The following is a 17,333-nucleotide window of genomic DNA, read 5'->3' as shown; positions in this document are numbered from 1 at the left end:
CCTTGTCGTGGTGGTTCGGGTCGGCCGCGCCCGACTGGGCGCGGAGTCTGTGGGAGCCCTTGGGGCTCAGGCAGCCGGACCCTCGAGCGGCGGGCGGCCCACGGCGAACGCCAGCAGCTGGGCCGTGCGGTAGCCGTCGAGACCGAGCAGCGGCTTGAGGGCCGACGAGAGGAAACCGGCGAAGATGCTGCCCGCCATGCCCTGATCCAGGGCAGCGAGCCAGGCGGTGTGGGCGGCCGCTCCCGCCCGGGCCAAGAGCAGCCGGTGGCCGTGGTCGCCGTGCCGGTCCAGCGAGGCCCCGAGGGAGCCGCAGACCAGGACGATGGCCGGGGCCCACGCGAACTCCATCTGGAGGACCATGCTTTCGGCCGCCTCGCCCTCGGGCAGATCCGCGAGCCGGGAGAACTCCCCGAGCTCCGGTTCATATCCGTAGAGCCCGGTGGGCAGCCCGGTCACATTGCGTGCGGCGACCAGGAAGCTGAGCGGGCCGCCCGCCTGGTGGTCGGGCCAGCTGAGGCTGTCGAAAGACCGCGCCTGGTTCAGTACGGCGGCCAGCTCACGGGCGGTCACCGGCTCCGGCGCGTACGTCCGTATGGCGACACGGTCCCTGAGCAGGTCGTCCAGCGGCCGGACTCCGGGGGCGGACGGGGTCACCGGCACGCCCGGGGCCACGGCCTCGAGGGACGGGGGCGCGAGTGCCGGATCGGGCGCGTCGTTGTAGCGCCGCACGGCCGCTCGGTCCAGACGGCTGCGCACTTGGAGTTCCCGCATCACGTCGTTGTAGTCGAGCGGGCCGGACAGGGGTTCGGGGCGCTGCCAGGTTGCCGGACTCGGCGTCATGGTCAGGACTCCTTCGCGACGGAGGGGTGAAGTGTCAGCACTCCGGTGATCGGTTCCGACTCCAGGTCGAGGTCGAGGACTTCGGCCAGGCCCAGGTCGTCCCACCGGTCGAGCGGTTGTGCCCGCAGACCCAGCGAGCTCGCGACGTGGCACATCTGCGCCAATGCCACGCCGGCGTCGAGATGGACGACGCGCCAGGCGAACGCCGAGTACTTGGACGCGACCCGGGCCAGCGCGCCGGTGAGGACGATCGTCACCGGGACGTTCTGGCCGCCTGCCACGGCGGGTTCGCCGCTCCGCTCGGAGAGCAGGGCCATCCGGTGGTCGGCGGACTCGTACCCCCACACGCCGCTGGGCAGCCCCTCGACGTCCCGCACCAGCGCGTGGAGTTGGACCGACCCCAGGTTGCCTCCGGTGGGTGTCCAGCGCTGGATGTCCTTGGCCGGCGCCGGGTCCTGCCGCAGGCCGGTGCCGCGCAGCAGGAGCGAGGTCAGATGGCCGAGACCGATGCGGGAGACGACGGGCGCGGAGTCGCCGCTCAGCGGGGTGAGCGGGGTGGTACCCGTGCCGGGCAGCGCCACCGTCCGTGCGCTCGGCCACTGCTTGCTCTCGCGTTGCAGGACGATGTTTCCCGGCTTGTAGTGCATCTGGTGATCACGGGGATTGAGCAGGCGGCGCGGGGGGAACGCGACCGACGTCTCGAAGGCGACCGCCAGCGGCACCCCGCCCTGAGCGAGCGTCGAACCGCCGTCGGTCCGCTCCGGCACGGGTGCCGTCACGTGGACCGACTGCCGCCAGGTGACGAGTTCGGTGCGCACCCGGCCGCGCAGGACGGGTGTCGATCCGACCCGGGCTATCAAGGCGGTGGCATGGCTGACGATCAGCGCGGCCAGGACGAGAGGTTCCGGGTGGTCGCCGGTCGGCCGTTCGTCCGAGGGCGGAGCAGGCGTACGCTGCCGCTCCGCGTCCCCGAACGACAGGGTGAAGGACTCGTCGATGTAGGGACCGATGTCGAGCGTCGGGCCGGTGACATGGACGGGCAGCAGGGGAACACCGTGCTTTGCGCACCAGGAGCCGGTGCGGCCCATGCCCTCGGCGTCGGCGTCGCTCCCCCCGATCGCCACCACCAGATCCGGCTGGGGGTCGCCTGCCGGCTCGGACAACGCCCATACGTCCGCAGCGACGCCCGCGGCGGCAAGCTCGTCGCGCACCAGTGCGCAGAGCGGGCCGTCCCCCGCCACGGCTACCCGTGCACGGGTGAGCCGGCGGGCAGCCTCAGAGGCACTGGTGTTCACGCGAGTGGAGTCCAGGTTCCGCGACAGGTACGTCGCCACCGGCCCGGCTACGTCGAGGTTCCCAGCGCCATCGGCCGTCGCGTCCTGGTCCTGCGGCGCCCCTTCTTCGAGCAGACCGCAGGTGTAGAGCAGAGCGCGCGCCTGTTCGACGTGCTCGACGGGGACGTCGGCGGCCGTCGCGACGGCGGACACCTCGCGTGTCCCGTCGAAGAGCGGAAGGAGTTTCGGGATCAGCTCGCGGCTTGCGGCTCCGCGGAGCACCTGTCGGCCTGCGGCTCCCTCGACGAGGATGCCGTCCGGGAGCGGCACCGTGACCAGTCCGCGGCACAGCGCGGGCCGTCGCGGGACCCGGAACTGCGGGTCCGTCACCACCGCCCGGTACATGTCCTGGGCGGAGAGCAGTTTGCTGTCGACCATGGTCTTTCCTCAGTCACGGGCGAGGAGCGCGGGCGCGTCCTCACGCTCGGTTCGGACCGGCCGCGAACGGTCGGCCGCAGGGGAATCCGCGTCGGCGGGAGGCAGCAGGCCGGAGAGGTCCTGGGCCAGGGCCTCCCAGCTGGGGCGCTCCTGTCCACTGCGGCGGCGGCAGCGGTCGCAGCCGTGGACGCCCACGACCCGGGCGTGGCTGATGTGCTGCTCCAGCAGATGCCAGTGGCGCACACTGCCGGCGTCGTGCCGGCCCCCGTCACGCGCCAATCCGCGGAGCAGCTGGAGGGCTGCGCCGGCGGCCATCGCCGTGTGCTGGGGCAGGAATCCGCCCGGGCCGGCAGTGGGGTGGGCGTCGTAGTGGGCGTGCAGGGCCGCCGTCAGCACGCTGCCCTGTTCGTGCTGGGCACGGCGGCCGCGGAAGCACCGGTAGCAGGCTCCTTCGCCGGGCACCACCAGGGGGCCGACCCGTAGCCTCGGGTGCTCGTTGACCACCGCGAACCAGGGGGCTCCCCAGTCGGCGGACTGCGCGTCGAGCACCTCCGCGAGCGCCGGGACCTCCCGCCAGGAGACCAGCACCCGGATGTCGGCCACGGGCCACCGGGCCGGGACTGCGAGGTCGGCGGCGTCCTGCCCGGCGGTGACCTCGATCGCGTCGTGATGGCGGAGCATGCGCTCCGCGACGGCTTCACCGAACTCGCCGACGGCGAGCACATGCACCTGCGTCATGACTGGTTCATCTCCAGGAGGCGTGAGCGTGCGCATCACGCGAACGGCTGCGGCAGCGGGTTGAGGTCGGGTTCGGCGTGCACGGGGTATCCCATGCGGGCCGGTGCCTCGTAGAGCCGGGGATGCGCGAGATACCGGGCGCGGTGTGTGAAGGACAGCGGCATCAGGCCCGGTACGAGCACGCGGACCACGCGGAAGCCGACGTCGCGCGCCTCGTCCGTCGTGCAGTCGACGGCCACCGCCTCGTATCCGGCCCGCGCGAGCATGTCGACCAGCAGAGCGAGGTCCTGGCCGCTGTCTCCGCTGGACAGGTGGGGCAGCTCGCTGAACGGCGTCCGCGCCTTCCCCTTGAGGAGGAAGTCGAAGTCTCCGAGCCGGTCGGGGCTCCCCATGTAGGAAGCGCCGTGGAAGACGTGCTGGAAGTCGTCGACCGAGTCGGGCATCGGCCGGTTGACCTGCATCGCGATCCGCGAGGACGCCGACTCCCTGATGATCTTCGCCACCGAGTCGGCCGGGTCCAGGCTCGTGTTGCACATGACCATCTGTCCCAGCACCTCGTTGTGCGGTGACAGGTCGACCGAGTAGACGGTCGGGATGCCGAGGTCCGTGGTCGCGTCGAAGAAGACGGTGTCCACCAGGCTGTCGCGCGACTTCCTGAGGAACGGCTCCAGAGCAGCGGGCACCTCGTCGAAGTCGATGCGCGGCAGGGCGAGGCGCTGGTACCACGTCAGTGCGATCGCATCGCGCTCCACCACTTCGCACAGTCCGTTGATCAAGGCCTGCGCGAGGTCGCTGTGCGTGGCGCAGCCGGTGGAGATGGGGTTCCAGCCCCGTTCACCCACCGACTGGGGCGGGATATGCATCCACACCTGGACCGCGGGCACCCACTTCGGCTCTCGCCGGGTAAGGGACCAGCCTCGAACCCAGCGCATGGGGGCGCGGGTGTCGACGTCGACGGTGAGCGCCTTCGGGTGGGCGAGCTCCGCGGGCGAGCAGCGGGGGAAGCTCTCGAGGTCGAGGGCCTGCGACCCCAGCTCCTGCGCGGTCGCCCAGATGATCTCCTCAGGGCGTACGACGCACATGGAGTAGCGCTCCAGCGCCTCGGCCACGCTCAGCAGGGATGCCCGCTGCGGATCGGGGGCGCCGCCGGCGCCGTCCATCTCCCCCCGTACGTCCCGACCGCCCACGGAATGCGCCACGTTGGGGACGACCGGGGTCAGGTTCCCCAGCGACGCCGTCGAGATGGGAAAGCGTGCGTCGCCGTGCTGATTGGGCAGCCGGTGGGTCCGCTCGACCAGTCCGTACGGCCCGACCAGTGCGTCGAGGTCCTTGAGCCGGCCGAGGCCGGCCTGCAATGCGCCAGAAGTCATCGTTCTTCTCCCTGGTCCCAGCGGAACAGACAGGCGGCAAGGCCGCCGAAGATCAGCGTCGCGATGGTCAGCACCAGCCAGTCGACGCCGAGGCCGTGCGTGGACGGCGCGCCGGTGAGCTGGTGATTCAGTGCGTCCACCAGGTACGTGGTGGGTACGGCGTCGGACAGGGTCCGCAAGGCACCCGGGAGCATCTCCAACGGGATGAACAGGCCGCCGAGCAGAAGGACAAGAGGCATGAGGACGGCCAGCATGCCGTTGGCCACTTCCGGGTTTCGCAGCCTCGAGGCGGCCAGGTAGCCGAAGGCGAACAGCATCAGCGCCCCGAGCATGCCGGTCGCGAACAGCAGCACCGTGCCTGAGGCGGAGAGGAAGCCGAGCGACACGGCGACCGCTCCCAGCAGGATCAGCTGGCCGGCGACCAGCGCCAGTCGTACGGGGGCCTGCGCCACCACGAAGGTGAGCCGGCGCAGCGGCGTGGTGCCGAGCAGCCTCAGGGTGCCCCGCTGCCGCAGGGCGATGAGCGGCGTGGCCGTACCGAAGAACGCCACCGACATCAGCGCCATCAGCAGCGCCGTCGGCAAGGAGGCCTTGACAGGATCGAAGGGCTGACCCCCGTCCGGGGTGCGGAAGGCGGCTCGTGACGGGCTGACGCCGCTGTCGTCGAGCACCTCGCGCAGAGTCCGCATGGCGCCGAACTTCGCCGAGTCGAGGGTGACGGTGGCACGGCCGTCGGCCGCCTGGACGATCGCGTCGTATCCGCCGAGCTGCGTCGGATCGGCCTCACCGGACCACGGTTCGGCCGAGAACCCGTCCTCGGCCGCGATCCGTTCGAGGATCTGCTGCTGTACGGGCGACGCGACGACCGCCACACGGTATGAACCGCCGGTGTTCAGGTGGCCGAAGCCGAGGAACATCCCGAGGAAGAGCAACGGGAAGAACACCACGAAGAAGAGGGTCTTGCCGTCTCTGTACAGCTCACGGGCATTGGCCGTGATCAGCTGTCGCAGTGCCGACGACGGGCTCGCCGAGCGCATCAGGATCCCTCCGGCGTTCGTGTGGCGTCCGCGGCACGCGCACCGGCACCGGTCGCCAGGGTTTCGAAGACCTCTTCCAGGCCTCCGCGTACGACGTCCAGTCCGCGTACCTGCAGTTCCCGGTCTGCGGAGATGTTGCGCAGCGTCTCGTCGGAGTCGCGGGTGCGGACCCGCACGGCGGCCCTTCCCCCCTCGACCGGAGCTGCCTCGACGGCAATGGTCGAGCTCAGGAGCCGGACGGATTCCAGGGACGCCGAGGCGTCGACCGTGAAGGTCACCGTGCTCGTGTCCGCCAGCCGCGCGACGAGTGCCGTCGGGGTGTCGCACGCGGCGATCCGGCCGCCGACGATGACGGCCACACGGTCGCAGAGCTCGGCGGCTTCCGTCATGTCGTGCGTGGTGAGCAGGACGGTGCCGCCGCGCTCGCGGTGCGCGCGCACCACGGCCCACAGGTTCTTGCGGGACTGCGGGTCGAGGCCCGCGGCCGGCTCGTCCAGGACGAGCACGTCCGGGCGGCCGACCACCGTCACGGCGAGCAACAGCCTTCGCCGTTGTCCCCCGGACAGGGCCTGGACCCTGCGACAGGCCTCCTCGGCGAGCCCAACGTCGTCCAGTACCGCATCGACGTCGGCCGGGTCCGGATAGAAGGACGCCCACAGCTGCACCGTTTCGTGCACCGTCAGATTCGGGAACAAGGCGCCTTCCTGGGGCTGTACGGCGACCGACCTCCGGAATTCCTCGGTCCGTTCTGCCGGGTCCAGGCCGAGGATCCGCACGGTGCCCTCGGTAGGCCTGCGCAGCCCGACGAGACATTCCAATGTGGTTGTCTTTCCTGCCCCGTTGGGGCCCAGCAGACCGAACACCTCACCGGGACGGACTTGGAAACTCACCCCTCCGACCGCATCTTCGGTGCCGTACCGCTTGTACAGCTCGCGGACGTCGACGACCGCGTCCGCGGGGCCGGACAGCGCTGGACTCTGTACATCGGACACGGGAATGCACACCCTTCCAACAAAAAAGAACCGGCCAGGGAATATGCGTGCACAGGAGAAATCAGGGCACGCCAAAGAAAGCAGTCTCCCCAGCCGAAAAATGCCGGACTGCAACAACACACTAAGAAACGAAAGCGAAACGGAGGTCCTGCAATCCGCACGAAAGCGGCGGATCAAACCCTCTACGCCTCGCGGCACACCGTGAGCGGTAGCCGTAACTGGTCGGGCCAAACAGACATAAAATTCCCCTTCCCCCGTGAGCCGCACCGACGGGAACTGGTTAAACCCTCGTCAGCGGCTCGAACTTGACTATATATCCGAAGCCAGTCGGTCCAGAAATAGAATCTCACCCGTATTTATGCGGGTGGCGCATGAATGAGCAGACCGGCTCCTTGTGCGGCAGGCACGCCCTCAGGCGGCCACCTCGGCCGACTCTGCAGCCTGATGGGCGGCAAGGATGAGCCGCCGTGTCAGCGGATGCGCATCACGCTTGCGATGCACCATGTGGAGGGGAACCGGCGGCGCGTCCACCATCGGCACGAACGAGACACCGGGATGCTGATGCCGCCGGGCCGCCGCGTCCGGAAGAACGGCGATGCCACGTCCGGCCGCGACCGCCTCCAAGGCCTCGTCGAGGTTCCCCACCTCGACCCCGACCCGCGGCCTGCACCGACGCGGCCATTCGTCAGGCGGAGTCGAGTCGCTCACCGTATTGAGGACAAGTGGCAGGTCAGCAGCCTCGCCCCAAGGAATGCCGGCACGCGCCGCCCATGGCGTATCGCGCCCCACCGCCGCCACGCGCTCTTCATGGAGCATGATCGTGGCCGAGACGTCGGGGGCCGAGATCCTGCCCCAGACCAGCGCCACATCCGCGTCCCCGCGCTCCAGCTCCGCCAACGGGTCGTCACGCCTGACGAACTCGACGCCCACTCCCGCGGCCCCCTCGAAGCGAGCCGCGGCCCGCTGCGCCCAAGTGCCCGGCAGCCCCCACGCGAAGACGAGGCGCGGTCGGATCCGGGCCCCGTCCAGCCGCAGGGCGGCGTCCAGCCGCGGCAGCAGAACGGACAGCTCCCCGTAAAGACGCTCTCCTTCCTTTGACAGTTCCACTCTCCGCGTCGTGCGATTCAGCAAGCGCGCACCCGCGTGCTCTTCCAGTACTTGCACCGTACGACTCAGCGTCGGCTGTGCAATGTTCAACTTATAGGCCGCGCGAGTAAAACTGCGCTCCTCGGCAACGGCCAGAAATCCCCGTATGTGGTGCAGCTCAATCCCCATGGCTCATGGATACCACCCGGCACTGACCTTGATCGCGAGCCGTGACCTGAGGTCGCAGTGACCGCCGTCACCCCACCGACGATCCCACCCATCCATTGTGGAAACTATTTTCCACGAACCGCGTCCCGATGAATTCAATTCAGCCATCCAGGCACATGTGGCCGAAAACAAGCTGTTCCTCCTGCCCGGCGGGACCGTCCGAGCCCCGCGCGGTTCGGACGCATCCGTCGCGGACGAACGGCCCCCGCCCGTGAAGATCCGGGCCTCGGGCCGCGGGTAGGGTGCGGGCGTGCCGTTGTACTCGATCGGGCAGGCTGCGGGTCTGCTGGGCGTGAGCGCCGAAACCGTGCGCCGCTGGGCCGACGGCGGGCGGCTGGCCGCGCGCCGCGCGCCCGACGGGGCGCGCACCGTCGACGGCGTGACGCTCGCCGCCTTCGCCAAGGAGCGGGCCGGGGTGCCGCAGCCCCAGCCGCCGGCGGGCAACGGCACGGCCACGTCCGTACGGAACTCCTTCGCGGGGATCGTCACCGCCGTACGGCTCGACGACGTGGCGGCCCAGGTGGAGATCCAGGCGGGCCCGCACCGGGTGGTGTCCGTGGTGACGCGGGAGTCGGTCGAGGAGCTCGGGATCGCGGTCGGGGTGAGCGTCACCGCACGGGTGAAGTCCACCGAGGTGTACGTCGACCTGCCGTGAACCGCGACCCTCAGCCGCAGCGCAGCGCCGCGTAGAGGTCCAGCTTGTCGTCCAGGCGGGACAGGTCACGGCCCGTCAGGGACTCCACCCGTTCGATCCGGTAGTGCACCGTGTTCACGTGCAGGTGCAGCGCCTCCGCCGTGCGCGTCCAGGAGCAGTTGTGGGCCAGGAAGACCTCCAGGGTCTCGCGCAGCATGCCGTCCCCGAGCGCCCCGAGCGTCCGCGCCGCGTAGACCGCCCGGACCTCGGCCGGGACTCCGGCCAACAGGGCGGCCAGGGTGTCCAGTTGTTCCACCGCGCGCACCGGAGTGGACCCGTCCGTCGCCGTCAGGGCGAAGCGGGCCTGGTGCATCGACGCGCGTAGTCCCTCAGCACCCGAAGCGCGCCCGCCCGCGCCGAGACGGAGATCCGCGTCCGGGCCGCCGCACGCCCGGAGCAGCGGCCAGACCGGGCGGAGCCGGCTCGGGACGTCGACCGCCGCGTCCTGGTCCTCGTACAGGACCGCGACCGAGCGCCCCACCGCGTACGGGACGTCCTCCAGGTGGGCCAGCGCCTCGGCCAGGGCGTCGCCGTCCGTCGCCGCGAGCACCCGGTAGGCGCCCCCCCCGTCGGGAGTCCGGCCGCGGCCAGCGCCTCCTCCAGCGCGCCCGGGTCGGCGGCCGGCCCCTCCGCGTCGAGGAGTGCGGCCAGCTCCCGGCCCGCCGCGCGCACCGCGCCGGTGCGGCGCGCCTGGCCGTCGCGGTACTGGGCGAAGACCTCGGCGATCTCGTGGAGCACGCGCGGGGGCGCCGCGTCCGCGTCCGGCACGTGCAGCTGCCAGGCGTCGTACGGGGAGCTCTCGGACTCGATGCGCAGCGAGAGCCCGTCGCGCACGGCGCCGGCCCGCCGGGCCGGGATCGCGGGTGCGGACGGGGTGCGGGCGACGGTGCGGCCGCTGGCGGTGAGCAGGTAGCAGGCGACCTTGCCCAGGTGGGCGCAGGCCCGGTCCAGCAGCTCGGCCGGTCCTGCCCCGCCCTCGAGGAGGCGGCTGAGCTCGCTGCGCACGTTCTCGGGGAGCGCGAAGAGCCGGGTCGGGCGGCGGCTCAGATCGCCCCACTGGCGCAGGTAGACCGCCTCGGTGACGGCCCGGAAGCTGGTCTGCGCGGGCACGGCCACGAGCGGTACGCGGTGGGCGCGGCAGACGGCCACCAGCTCGTCCGGGACCCTGCCGTGCGTCTCCTCGCCGGCGAGGAGGGCGGTGGCCCCGGCCTCGGCGAGCGCGGAGACGAATCGATCCGCCTTGGCCAGATCGCCGTCGGCCCACCACACCAGACCGCTGAGCACGAGCTCTCCGGGGCCCAGGAAACGGCGCGGGTCCTCCAGGTCGGTGGCGGTGACCCCGCTGACCTCCTGGCCGAGAAGGGCGTCCTCGCCCCAGAGCAGGGTGAGGCCGAGGTTGTCGGACTGGAGCAGGTCGAGGACGTGCACGGCGGGGACTCCTTGCGGTGGCTGGCAGCCCACATCGGCCACATTCGCCAGGCGAATACGAGGAAAATCATCGTAAATGCAAGGGCAAGTGCCTGGTTGGCCTCTTGGTCGATCATCCAGGGCGAACCGTCCGGAGTCCACCTGTTTCCGTGTCCGGCACCAGTCGTTTCCGCCCCGCCCCCGTTGCTTCACTGACTGGAAACGCACGGTCATCCCCCGGGGCAGCCACATGTCCCCGCGTCAGTCCGGAGAGGCTGGTGGCTCACCTTGGATCTCAACACGGTGCTCGACGTGCGCGATGCACGCCGCCGCGAACCCTGGCGCCCCGGCGACGCCTGGCTCGGCGGCGGCACCTACCTCTTCTCCGAGCCCCAGCCCCACGTCCGCCGCCTGGTCGACCTCTCCCGGATGGGCTGGCCGCCCCTGTCCTGGCAGCCCGACGGCTCCCTCGACATCGCCGCCACCTGCACCATCACCGAGCTGTCCCGGTTCGGCCGGACCCTGCCGGCCACCGCCGCCCCGCTCGTCGAGCAGTGCTGCCGCGCCTTCCTCGCCTCGTTCAAGATCTGGAACATGGCCACCGTCGGCGGCAACCTCTGCAACGGCCTGCCAGCCGGCCCGATGATCTCCCTCACCGCCGCACTCGACGGCACCGTCCTCCTCCAGGGCCAGGACGGCAGCACCCGCCGCATGCCCGTCGCCGACTTCGTCCGCGGCGCCGGCGTCAAGGACCTGCGCGACGGCGAGCTGCTGCGTTCGGTCCGGCTGCCCGCCCGCTCGCTGGAGTGCCGTACGGCCTTCCGGCAGGCCTCGCTCTACGGGCTCGGGCGCTCCGGAGCCCTGGTCATCGGCACGTCCGACCCCCAGGACGGCTCCTTCGCCCTCACGGTCACCGCCGCCACCACCCGCCCCTTCCGTTTCTGGTTCGCGCTGCCGCCGACCGCCGCCGAGCTGCGCGGGGCGATCGACGGCGCCGTCCGGCCCGACGAGTGGTTCGACGACATCCACGGCCTGCCCGACTGGCGGCGCCACATGGCCCTGCACCTGGCCGAGCAGATCCGCCGCGAACTCTGCCCCTCGGAGGCACCGCGATGAGCTACGAGATCGAGATCAACAAGCAGCGGTTCGAGGACGAGCCCCGCGCCGGCCAGTGCCTGCGCACCTACCTGCGCGAGCGCGGCTGGTTCGGCGTGAAGAAGGGCTGCGACCAGGGCGACTGCGGGGCCTGCACCGTCCACGTCGACGGGCAGCCGGTGCACAGCTGCCTCTACCCGGCGGTCCGCGCCGAGGGCCGCTGCGTCACCACCGTCGAGGGCCTCGCCAAGGAGGGCGGCGAACTCCACCCCGCCCAGCAGCAGTTCCTCGACGCCCAGGGCTTCCAGTGCGGCTTCTGCACGGCCGGGTTCCTGATGACCACCGCCGCCCTCCAGGCCGAGCAGGGCACCGCCCACGACGACGGCAAGCTCGAGGACCTCCCGCGCGCCTTCAAGGGCAACATCTGCCGCTGTACGGGCTACCGCGCCATCGAGGACGCCGTCCGCGGGGTGAAGCACACCGAGTCCCCCGAGGCCGGGCAGGCCGTCGGCACGTCCCTGGGCGCCCCGGCGGGCCCCCTCGTCGTCACCGGCACCGCCCGCTACACCTTTGACGTCGAGGTGCCGGGCCTGCTCCACATGAAGCTGCTGCGCTCCCCGCACCCGCACGCCCGCATCGTCGACATCGACACCCGCGACGCCCTCCAGGTCCCGGGCGTGCACGCCGTCCTCACCCATCACGACGCCCCCGACCGGCTGTACTCGTCCGCCCGCCACGAGCACCCCACCGAAGACCCGATGGACACCCGCGTCCTGGACGACGTGGTCCGCTTCGTCGGCCAGCGCGTGGCCGCCGTCGTCGCCGACAGCGAGCAGGCCGCCGAGGAGGGCTGCCGCCGCGTGGTCGTCACGTACGAGGAACTCCCGTACGTCATCGACCCGGAGGAGGCGATGCTGCCGGGCGCCCCCGTCCTCCACCCCAAGGGCCCCGAGTCGGGGATCTTCCGCGCCGAGAACAACGTGTGCGGCGAGGTGCACAACACCATCGGCGACATGGAGAAGGGCTACGCGGAGGCGGACGTCGTCTACGAGGAGACCTTCCGGACCCAGCGCGTGCAGCACGCCAGCCTCGAGACCCACGGCAGCGTCGCGTACTTCGAACCCAAGGAGGAGGGCGACGGCGAGCGCATCACCGTCCGCTCCTCCACCCAGGCCCCGTTCCTGACCCGGCGGGCGCTGTGCGCGCTCTACGACCTGGGCGAGGACGAGGTCCGCGTCGTCGCGGGCCGCGTGGGCGGCGGGTTCGGCGGCAAGCAGGAGATGCTCACCGAGGACATCGTGGTCCTCGCCGCCCTGAAGCTGCGGCGCCCGGTGAAGCTCGAGTTCACCCGGGCCGAGCAGTTCTACGGTGCCACCACCCGCCACCCCTTCAAGATCACCATCAAGATCGGCGCCAAGGCCGACGGCACCCTCACCGCGCTGCGCATCCGCGTGCTCTCCAACACCGGCGCCTACGGCAACCACGGCCCGGCGGTCATGTTCCACAGCGTCGGCGAGTCCTTCGCCGTCTACAAGGCGCCGAACAAGGAGGTGGAGGCGTACTCCGTCTACACCAACGGCGTACCGGCGGGCGCCTTCCGCGGCTACGGCCTGGGCCAGGTCCTGTTCGCCCTCGAATCGGTGATGGACGAGCTCGCCGTCAAGCTCGGCATGGACCCGCTCGAACTGCGCGAGAAGAACGTCATCGGCGCCGGCGACCCCATGGTGACCCCGATCGGCCACGAAGAGGACCTGTTCATCGCCTCGTACGGGATGAAGCAGTGCATGGACGTCGTCCGCAGGGCCATCGCCGAGGACCGCAGCCACGAGGACGTCCCGGAGGGCTGGCTCACGGGGACGGGCGCGGCCGTCGCGATGATCGCGACCGGCCCGCCGGGCGGCCACTTCGCCGACGCCCGGGTCAGCCTGCTGCGCGACGGTACGTACGACATCGCGGTCGGGACGGCGGAGTTCGGCAACGGCACCACCACCGTCCACCAGCAGATCACCGCGGGAGCCCTGAACACCACGGTCGACCGGATCACGGTCCGCCAGTCCGACACGGACGTCGTCCGCCACGACACCGGGGCCTTCGGCTCGGCCGGCACGGTGGTGGCGGGCAAGGCGGTGATGCTGGCGGCGGGTTCGCTCGCGGAGCGCCTCCAGACCTTCGCGGCCCGGCACACGGGCGTGGCCAGGCACCTGTGCACGCTGGAGGCCGAGGCCTTCGACTGCGCGGGCCGGACCGTCACGCTCAAGGAGCTGTACGAGGCCGCGTACGACAAGGGCAAGCTCGACGAGCTCGCGGCGGACGGCCACTGGGGCGGCTCCCCCCGCTCGGTGGCCTTCAACGCCCAGTGGTTCCGCCTCGCGGTCGATCCGGACACGGGAGAGATGAAGATCCTCCGGTCCGTCCACGCGGCGGACGCGGGCAAGGTCGTGAACCCGATGCAGTGCCGCGGCCAGGTGGAGGGCGGCGTGGCCCAGGCGCTGGGCGCGACGCTGTTCGAGGCCGTACGGGTGGACGAGCGCGGGGAGGTGACCACGGCGGCGTTCCGCCGCTACCGGCTCCCGCAGTACGCGGACGTCCCGCGGACGGAGGTGCACTTCATGGAGACCTCGGACGCGATCGGCCCGCTGGGCGCGAAGTCCATGTCCGAGAGCCCGTTCAACCCGGTGGGCCCGGCCTTCGCGAACGCCCTGCGGGACGCGACGGGGGTGCGGTTCACGGAAATGCCGGTGACACGCGACATCGTCTGGCGCAAGGTGAATCGTAGGTTGCAAGATCTGCAAGGGCAGAGCACACGATGAAGCCACATCTGCGGGCTGTGTCAAGCCATCAACCTTGCAGATGAGGTTCCGGAATGACGGGCCCCGGGCACAATCGCCACATGGCCAAACTCATGCTGCACGGAGATCTGGACCACCCGGCGACGCTGAGCGTCGCGGACCTGCGGGACCGGGCACAGCACCGGGCCGCGGTCACCTTCGAGTGCGCGACGAACGGTCCGCAGCACCATGTGTTCGAGGGCGCGCTGCTGCGCGACGTGGTCGCGGACGCCGGGCCGTCCTTCGACGCGCGCCGGCGCAAGGACCGCAGCCGGTTCCTGCTGGCGGTCAGCGGCGGGGACGGGCACCACAGCGTCCTGTCCTGGGCCGAGCTCGACGCGGACTTCGGCGACAGCCCGGTGCTGCTGGCGACCCGCCTCGACGGGGAGGACCTCGACGAGACGGGCGCACAGCTGGTGGTGCCGTCGGACCGGTGCGGGGCGCGCTACGTCAGCGCGGTCACCCACGTGTGGTTCGGCGCGCTGTCGCCACCGAGCCTGGGGCTCTGACGAGGCGGTCAGGCGGTCGCGAGCGAGATCTCGGTGGACTTGATCAGCGCGACCACGGACGACCCGGCGGCCAGGCCGAGCGCCTCGACGGCGTCCTTGGTGATGGCAGCGGTCAACCCGCCACCGTTCACGTCCACCTTGACGGAGGCCATGGCACCCCCGGTGGCGACGTCGGAGACGGTGCCGGCCAGCTGGTTGCGGATGCTGATGCCGTCGACGGCGCCGGTGGCCAGCGCCACCTCGGTGGCCTTGACCAGCGCCTTGACCGAGGACCCCTCGGCGATCCCGAGGTCCTTGACGGCGTCGGCGGTGATGGCGGCGGTGATGTCCTGGCCGCCCTCCAGCCGGACCTTGACCGTGGCCATGGCCTCGCCGGTGGTGACGGCGGTGACGGTACCGGCGATCTGGTTGCGGATGCTCAGGCTCATGGGGTGCTCGACCTCTTGGCTGGTGACCTCGCACGGTCCGGAAGAACCGCACGAGATCGACCGTAAGCACCCCTGCCCCGCCGTGCATCCGACCCATCGCATCCGCCAGCCGGAACCACTCGTGCGGCTCGCCCCTGCGGTTGTCAGGCGTGCTGGCTGTCAGGCGTGCTGGGGTACCTCCGGCTTCAGCATGCCGCGCAGCGCGTCGCGGAACTCCTGGGTGTCCTCTTCACCGTGCACGGAGACGCCGTGCTGGACGGCCGCCCCCAGGACTTCGTCTTCCTCACCCGTGATGGTCAGGGTGCACCCGATCTCGCTGGGGTACTCCCTGCAGTCCATGACCTTGCGCATGACGCGCCTCCCTTCCACTCCCCACGATCCTCCCTGCCCGCCCCCGGCGAAAGCCGGGCCGTCATGATTGCGGTCAGGACCAGTGACGGCGACCGGGACGGGGACGTGAAATGCGGCATTACGGTCTGAGACGTCGTACGGGGCATCTCTTCGCGGTCGCCCTCGCGGCCTCGCTGCTGGCCCTGTCGACGGGGTGTTCGAACATCATGGAGCTCCCCTACACGCCGGAGCGGATGGATCCCGACCCGGCGCGCGCGAAGACGAGGGAGGTCTCGGAGCGCGTGCTGGAGATGGCCGGGGTCGGGGGCGAGGTCAGTGAGCCCGGCATCAACGTCGTCGTTTGCGACGAGTACGGCGAGGACCTGTACGCGATACAGCACCCCTGGTCGGTGGCCGGGCTGACCAGCGACCAGCTCGACGCCGCCATGCAGAACCTGCACAGGGCGCTCGGCGAGAACGGCTGGAAGATCCGGGACGACGGTCCCGCAATCCAGGCCTCGGACGGGACGGGGCGGTTCTCGGTGACGGTCACCGCCCACAAGGAAGCACGGGCGCAGGAGCCGCAGCTCGAATTCTCCGTCGGCTCCCCCTGCTATCGAGCGGCCTCCCACGCCGCCGCCAACAACGCCTGACGGGGGCGGCGGCTGGGGCCTGTCTTTTGGATCAGGCCGGGTCAGGGAGCGGGGCTTGGTGCGTGCGATCGCAAGGCGGAGGAGGGAGTCAACGCGGAGCGTTGGCGAGTGACGACGACGCGGCGAGCGCGTGTGCCAAGCCCCGCGAGCCCGGCATGATCCGAAAGACAGGCCCTAGACCTCGCGCGCGTACGAGACGAAGCCCGCCCAGGCCTGCGGCGCGAGCGCCAGCTGGGGCCCGTCGAGCACCTTGGAGTCCCGGACGCGGACGGCTTCGGGGCAGGCCGCCACCTCGACGCAGGAGTCGCCCTCGCTGCCACCGCTGTAGCTGCTCTTGAACCACGCCACCTCGACGCAGGAGTCGCCTTCGCTGCCATCGCTGTAGCTGCTCTTGAACCAGTCCAACTCGCGGTGGTGGATCATGTCACTCCCAGCAAGTGCTCGATGAACGCCCGGGACTCCCACGGCGAGAGAGCCTGGGCTCGGATCATTCCATATCGCAGCTCAAGGATCCGAAGCTGCTTCGCGTCGGAGACCGGACGTCCATTGAAGGCGCCTGCGGAGCGCCCCACTGCCGTTCCGTCTCCGAACTTCAGCACGTCGATCCCGCCGTCCATTCCGGCATGGACCTCACGGTCAAGCGGCATGACCTGGAACGACATGTTGCGCAACTGGCTTACCTCCAGCAGATGTTCGAGCTGCTGACGCCACACCATTGTGCCCCCGAGCGGGCGGCGGAGCGCACTCTCTTCATGGACGAAACTGAGCGTGGGTGCCGGGTTTCGGTTGAAGATCGACCAACGGTCCTGGCGCGCGGCCACGAACCGCTCGACCTCGTCCTCCGTGTATGCCGGCTGCCGCATCTCGAACATCGCTCGCGCGCATGCCTCGGTCTGAAGTAGGCCATGAACGTGGTGGATGCTGTAAGCCGCGACCTCGACGGCCTTGACCTCCATCTTCTTGAGCTCCCGGACCTTCTTCGGGTACCGGACCCGGCCCAGGTCCTCCCCCATGGCCCGGATCAGGCCTCCGGCCTTCAGGGCCGCGTCCACCTTGTCCAAGTACTCCGGCTTGGCAATCCGCTTGCCGCCCTCGACCTTGTAGATCAGGGCCTCGCCGTACTGGATCGCCGCCGCGAGGTCGCCGACCCGCATCCCCAGCGCTTCCCGCCGCGCCCGCATCTGTCGGCCGAGCGCCGCGACCACCGCCGCGCCCTGCTCGTCCTCGGGGTCCACGGCCCAGCTGTGTTCTTCCGTGCCGTCACTGTCCACGCCCATGCGCACCCACCTCCTCAACGCGCCTTACCCGTCACTCACGTTGAGGCAGTCCCGACAGCTTTGGACAAAGTCGTGGACATGCGTGCGGGCCGCTCGCGCCGTCGGGTCG

Annotated in this window: 18 protein-coding genes; 5 read left to right on the top strand and 13 right to left on the bottom strand. The window is 70.7% G+C overall.

What is annotated here, in order from left to right; translation table 11 throughout:
- Positions 1-66: 66 nt before the first annotated feature.
- From ACZ49B_RS16475 to ACZ49B_RS16445, 7 genes are all read right to left on the bottom strand, one after another.
- Positions 67-840, bottom strand: coding sequence for a nitroreductase family protein (locus tag ACZ49B_RS16475; RefSeq protein ID WP_468305949.1), 774 nt, complete (start codon positions 838-840; stop codon positions 67-69).
- 2 nt (positions 841-842) lie between these two features.
- Positions 843-2,552, bottom strand: a complete 1,710-nt coding sequence (locus ACZ49B_RS16470; RefSeq protein WP_468305946.1) for a nitroreductase family protein — start codon at positions 2,550-2,552, stop codon at positions 843-845.
- Positions 2,553-2,561: 9 nt separating this feature from the next.
- Complete coding sequence (locus tag ACZ49B_RS16465) at positions 2,562-3,290, bottom strand: TOMM precursor leader peptide-binding protein (RefSeq protein ID WP_468305943.1); 729 nt, start codon at positions 3,288-3,290, stop codon at positions 2,562-2,564.
- Between the two features lie 35 nt (positions 3,291-3,325).
- Complete coding sequence (locus ACZ49B_RS16460) at positions 3,326-4,660, bottom strand: YcaO-like family protein (protein WP_468305940.1); 1,335 nt, start codon at positions 4,658-4,660, stop codon at positions 3,326-3,328.
- The gene (locus ACZ49B_RS16455) at positions 4,657-5,697 is read right to left on the bottom strand and encodes an ABC transporter permease (RefSeq protein ID WP_468305938.1); all 1,041 of its coding nucleotides are present in this window, start codon (positions 5,695-5,697) and stop codon (positions 4,657-4,659) included. Before ACZ49B_RS16455 ends, ACZ49B_RS16460 begins: the two co-directional genes overlap by 4 nt.
- Positions 5,697-6,689 (bottom strand): heme ABC exporter ATP-binding protein CcmA, encoded by a 993-nt coding sequence (gene ccmA, locus ACZ49B_RS16450; protein WP_468305936.1) that lies wholly within the window; start codon positions 6,687-6,689, stop codon positions 5,697-5,699. Before ccmA ends, ACZ49B_RS16455 begins: the two co-directional genes overlap by 1 nt.
- Before the next feature lie 411 nt (positions 6,690-7,100).
- Positions 7,101-7,964 carry a LysR family transcriptional regulator gene (locus ACZ49B_RS16445; RefSeq protein WP_468305933.1) on the bottom strand — a complete coding sequence of 288 codons (864 nt, stop codon included), beginning with the start codon at positions 7,962-7,964 and terminating at the stop codon, positions 7,101-7,103.
- 289 nt (positions 7,965-8,253) lie between these two features.
- Between ACZ49B_RS16445 and ACZ49B_RS16440 the strand changes: the two genes are divergently transcribed.
- Positions 8,254-8,658 (top strand): TOBE domain-containing protein, encoded by a 405-nt coding sequence (locus ACZ49B_RS16440; protein WP_468305931.1) that lies wholly within the window; start codon positions 8,254-8,256, stop codon positions 8,656-8,658.
- 10 nt (positions 8,659-8,668) lie between these two features.
- On the opposite strand, the gene ACZ49B_RS16435 is transcribed toward ACZ49B_RS16440, so the two are convergent.
- Both ACZ49B_RS16435 and ACZ49B_RS16430 read right to left on the bottom strand, forming a co-directional pair.
- Positions 8,669-9,010, bottom strand: coding sequence for a PucR family transcriptional regulator (locus tag ACZ49B_RS16435; protein ID WP_468305929.1), 342 nt, complete (start codon positions 9,008-9,010; stop codon positions 8,669-8,671).
- Complete coding sequence (locus tag ACZ49B_RS16430; RefSeq protein ID WP_468305926.1) at positions 8,986-10,125, bottom strand: PucR family transcriptional regulator ligand-binding domain-containing protein; 1,140 nt, start codon at positions 10,123-10,125, stop codon at positions 8,986-8,988. The genes ACZ49B_RS16435 and ACZ49B_RS16430 overlap by 25 nt, the downstream gene beginning before the upstream one ends.
- Before the next feature lie 267 nt (positions 10,126-10,392).
- Between ACZ49B_RS16430 and ACZ49B_RS16425 the strand changes: the two genes are divergently transcribed.
- The 3 genes from ACZ49B_RS16425 to ACZ49B_RS16415 all read left to right on the top strand — a co-directional run bounded on the left by ACZ49B_RS16425 (position 10,393) and on the right by ACZ49B_RS16415 (position 14,536).
- The gene (locus tag ACZ49B_RS16425; protein WP_468305925.1) at positions 10,393-11,220 is read left to right on the top strand and encodes an FAD binding domain-containing protein; all 828 of its coding nucleotides are present in this window, start codon (positions 10,393-10,395) and stop codon (positions 11,218-11,220) included.
- Positions 11,217-14,009, top strand: a complete 2,793-nt coding sequence (locus ACZ49B_RS16420) for a molybdopterin-dependent oxidoreductase (protein WP_468305922.1) — start codon at positions 11,217-11,219, stop codon at positions 14,007-14,009. The genes ACZ49B_RS16425 and ACZ49B_RS16420 overlap by 4 nt, the downstream gene beginning before the upstream one ends.
- Before the next feature lie 80 nt (positions 14,010-14,089).
- Positions 14,090-14,536 (top strand): molybdopterin-dependent oxidoreductase, encoded by a 447-nt coding sequence (locus tag ACZ49B_RS16415; RefSeq protein WP_468305919.1) that lies wholly within the window; start codon positions 14,090-14,092, stop codon positions 14,534-14,536.
- 8 nt (positions 14,537-14,544) lie between these two features.
- Here the strand turns inward: ACZ49B_RS16415 and ACZ49B_RS16410 are convergent, their stop codons facing one another.
- Positions 14,545-14,964, bottom strand: a complete 420-nt coding sequence (locus ACZ49B_RS16410; protein ID WP_389009052.1) for a TOBE domain-containing protein — start codon at positions 14,962-14,964, stop codon at positions 14,545-14,547.
- A gap of 159 nt (positions 14,965-15,123) precedes the next feature.
- Entirely contained in the window at positions 15,124-15,315 is a 192-nt protein-coding gene (locus ACZ49B_RS16405) for a DUF1059 domain-containing protein (RefSeq protein ID WP_468305917.1), read from the bottom strand.
- A gap of 110 nt (positions 15,316-15,425) precedes the next feature.
- Between ACZ49B_RS16405 and ACZ49B_RS16400 the strand changes: the two genes are divergently transcribed.
- The gene (locus ACZ49B_RS16400; protein ID WP_468305914.1) at positions 15,426-15,947 is read left to right on the top strand and encodes a hypothetical protein; all 522 of its coding nucleotides are present in this window, start codon (positions 15,426-15,428) and stop codon (positions 15,945-15,947) included.
- 174 nt (positions 15,948-16,121) lie between these two features.
- On the opposite strand, the gene ACZ49B_RS16395 is transcribed toward ACZ49B_RS16400, so the two are convergent.
- The gene (locus ACZ49B_RS16395) at positions 16,122-16,370 is read right to left on the bottom strand and encodes a DUF397 domain-containing protein (RefSeq protein ID WP_468305912.1); all 249 of its coding nucleotides are present in this window, start codon (positions 16,368-16,370) and stop codon (positions 16,122-16,124) included.
- The gene (locus tag ACZ49B_RS16390) at positions 16,367-17,224 is read right to left on the bottom strand and encodes a Scr1 family TA system antitoxin-like transcriptional regulator (protein WP_468305911.1); all 858 of its coding nucleotides are present in this window, start codon (positions 17,222-17,224) and stop codon (positions 16,367-16,369) included. Before ACZ49B_RS16390 ends, ACZ49B_RS16395 begins: the two co-directional genes overlap by 4 nt.
- Between the last annotated feature and the right edge of the window lie 109 nt (positions 17,225-17,333).

The sequence above is a fragment of the Streptomyces sp. NPDC031132 genome (assembly GCF_055570595.1).
Note: the sequence above shows the minus strand (reverse complement) of the source record. Positions and strands in the feature narration are given on the sequence as shown.

Coding starts and splice junctions, on each gene's coding strand:
- ACZ49B_RS16475 (WP_468305949.1), bottom strand. CDS start 840: ATGACGCCGAGTCCGGCAACCTGGCAGCGCCCCGAACCCCTGTCCGGC.
- ACZ49B_RS16470 (WP_468305946.1), bottom strand. CDS start 2,552: ATGGTCGACAGCAAACTGCTCTCCGCCCAGGACATGTACCGGGCGGTG.
- ACZ49B_RS16465 (WP_468305943.1), bottom strand. CDS start 3,290: ATGACGCAGGTGCATGTGCTCGCCGTCGGCGAGTTCGGTGAAGCCGTC.
- ACZ49B_RS16460 (WP_468305940.1), bottom strand. CDS start 4,660: ATGACTTCTGGCGCATTGCAGGCCGGCCTCGGCCGGCTCAAGGACCTC.
- ACZ49B_RS16455 (WP_468305938.1), bottom strand. CDS start 5,697: ATGCGCTCGGCGAGCCCGTCGTCGGCACTGCGACAGCTGATCACGGCC.
- ACZ49B_RS16445 (WP_468305933.1), bottom strand. CDS start 7,964: ATGGGGATTGAGCTGCACCACATACGGGGATTTCTGGCCGTTGCCGAG.
- ACZ49B_RS16435 (WP_468305929.1), bottom strand. CDS start 9,010: ATGCACCAGGCCCGCTTCGCCCTGACGGCGACGGACGGGTCCACTCCG.
- ACZ49B_RS16420 (WP_468305922.1), top strand. CDS start 11,217: ATGAGCTACGAGATCGAGATCAACAAGCAGCGGTTCGAGGACGAGCCC.
- ACZ49B_RS16415 (WP_468305919.1), top strand. CDS start 14,090: ATGGCCAAACTCATGCTGCACGGAGATCTGGACCACCCGGCGACGCTG.
- ACZ49B_RS16410 (WP_389009052.1), bottom strand. CDS start 14,964: ATGAGCCTGAGCATCCGCAACCAGATCGCCGGTACCGTCACCGCCGTC.
- ACZ49B_RS16405 (WP_468305917.1), bottom strand. CDS start 15,315: ATGCGCAAGGTCATGGACTGCAGGGAGTACCCCAGCGAGATCGGGTGC.
- ACZ49B_RS16400 (WP_468305914.1), top strand. CDS start 15,426: ATGCGGCATTACGGTCTGAGACGTCGTACGGGGCATCTCTTCGCGGTC.
- ACZ49B_RS16395 (WP_468305912.1), bottom strand. CDS start 16,370: ATGATCCACCACCGCGAGTTGGACTGGTTCAAGAGCAGCTACAGCGAT.
- ACZ49B_RS16390 (WP_468305911.1), bottom strand. CDS start 17,224: ATGGGCGTGGACAGTGACGGCACGGAAGAACACAGCTGGGCCGTGGAC.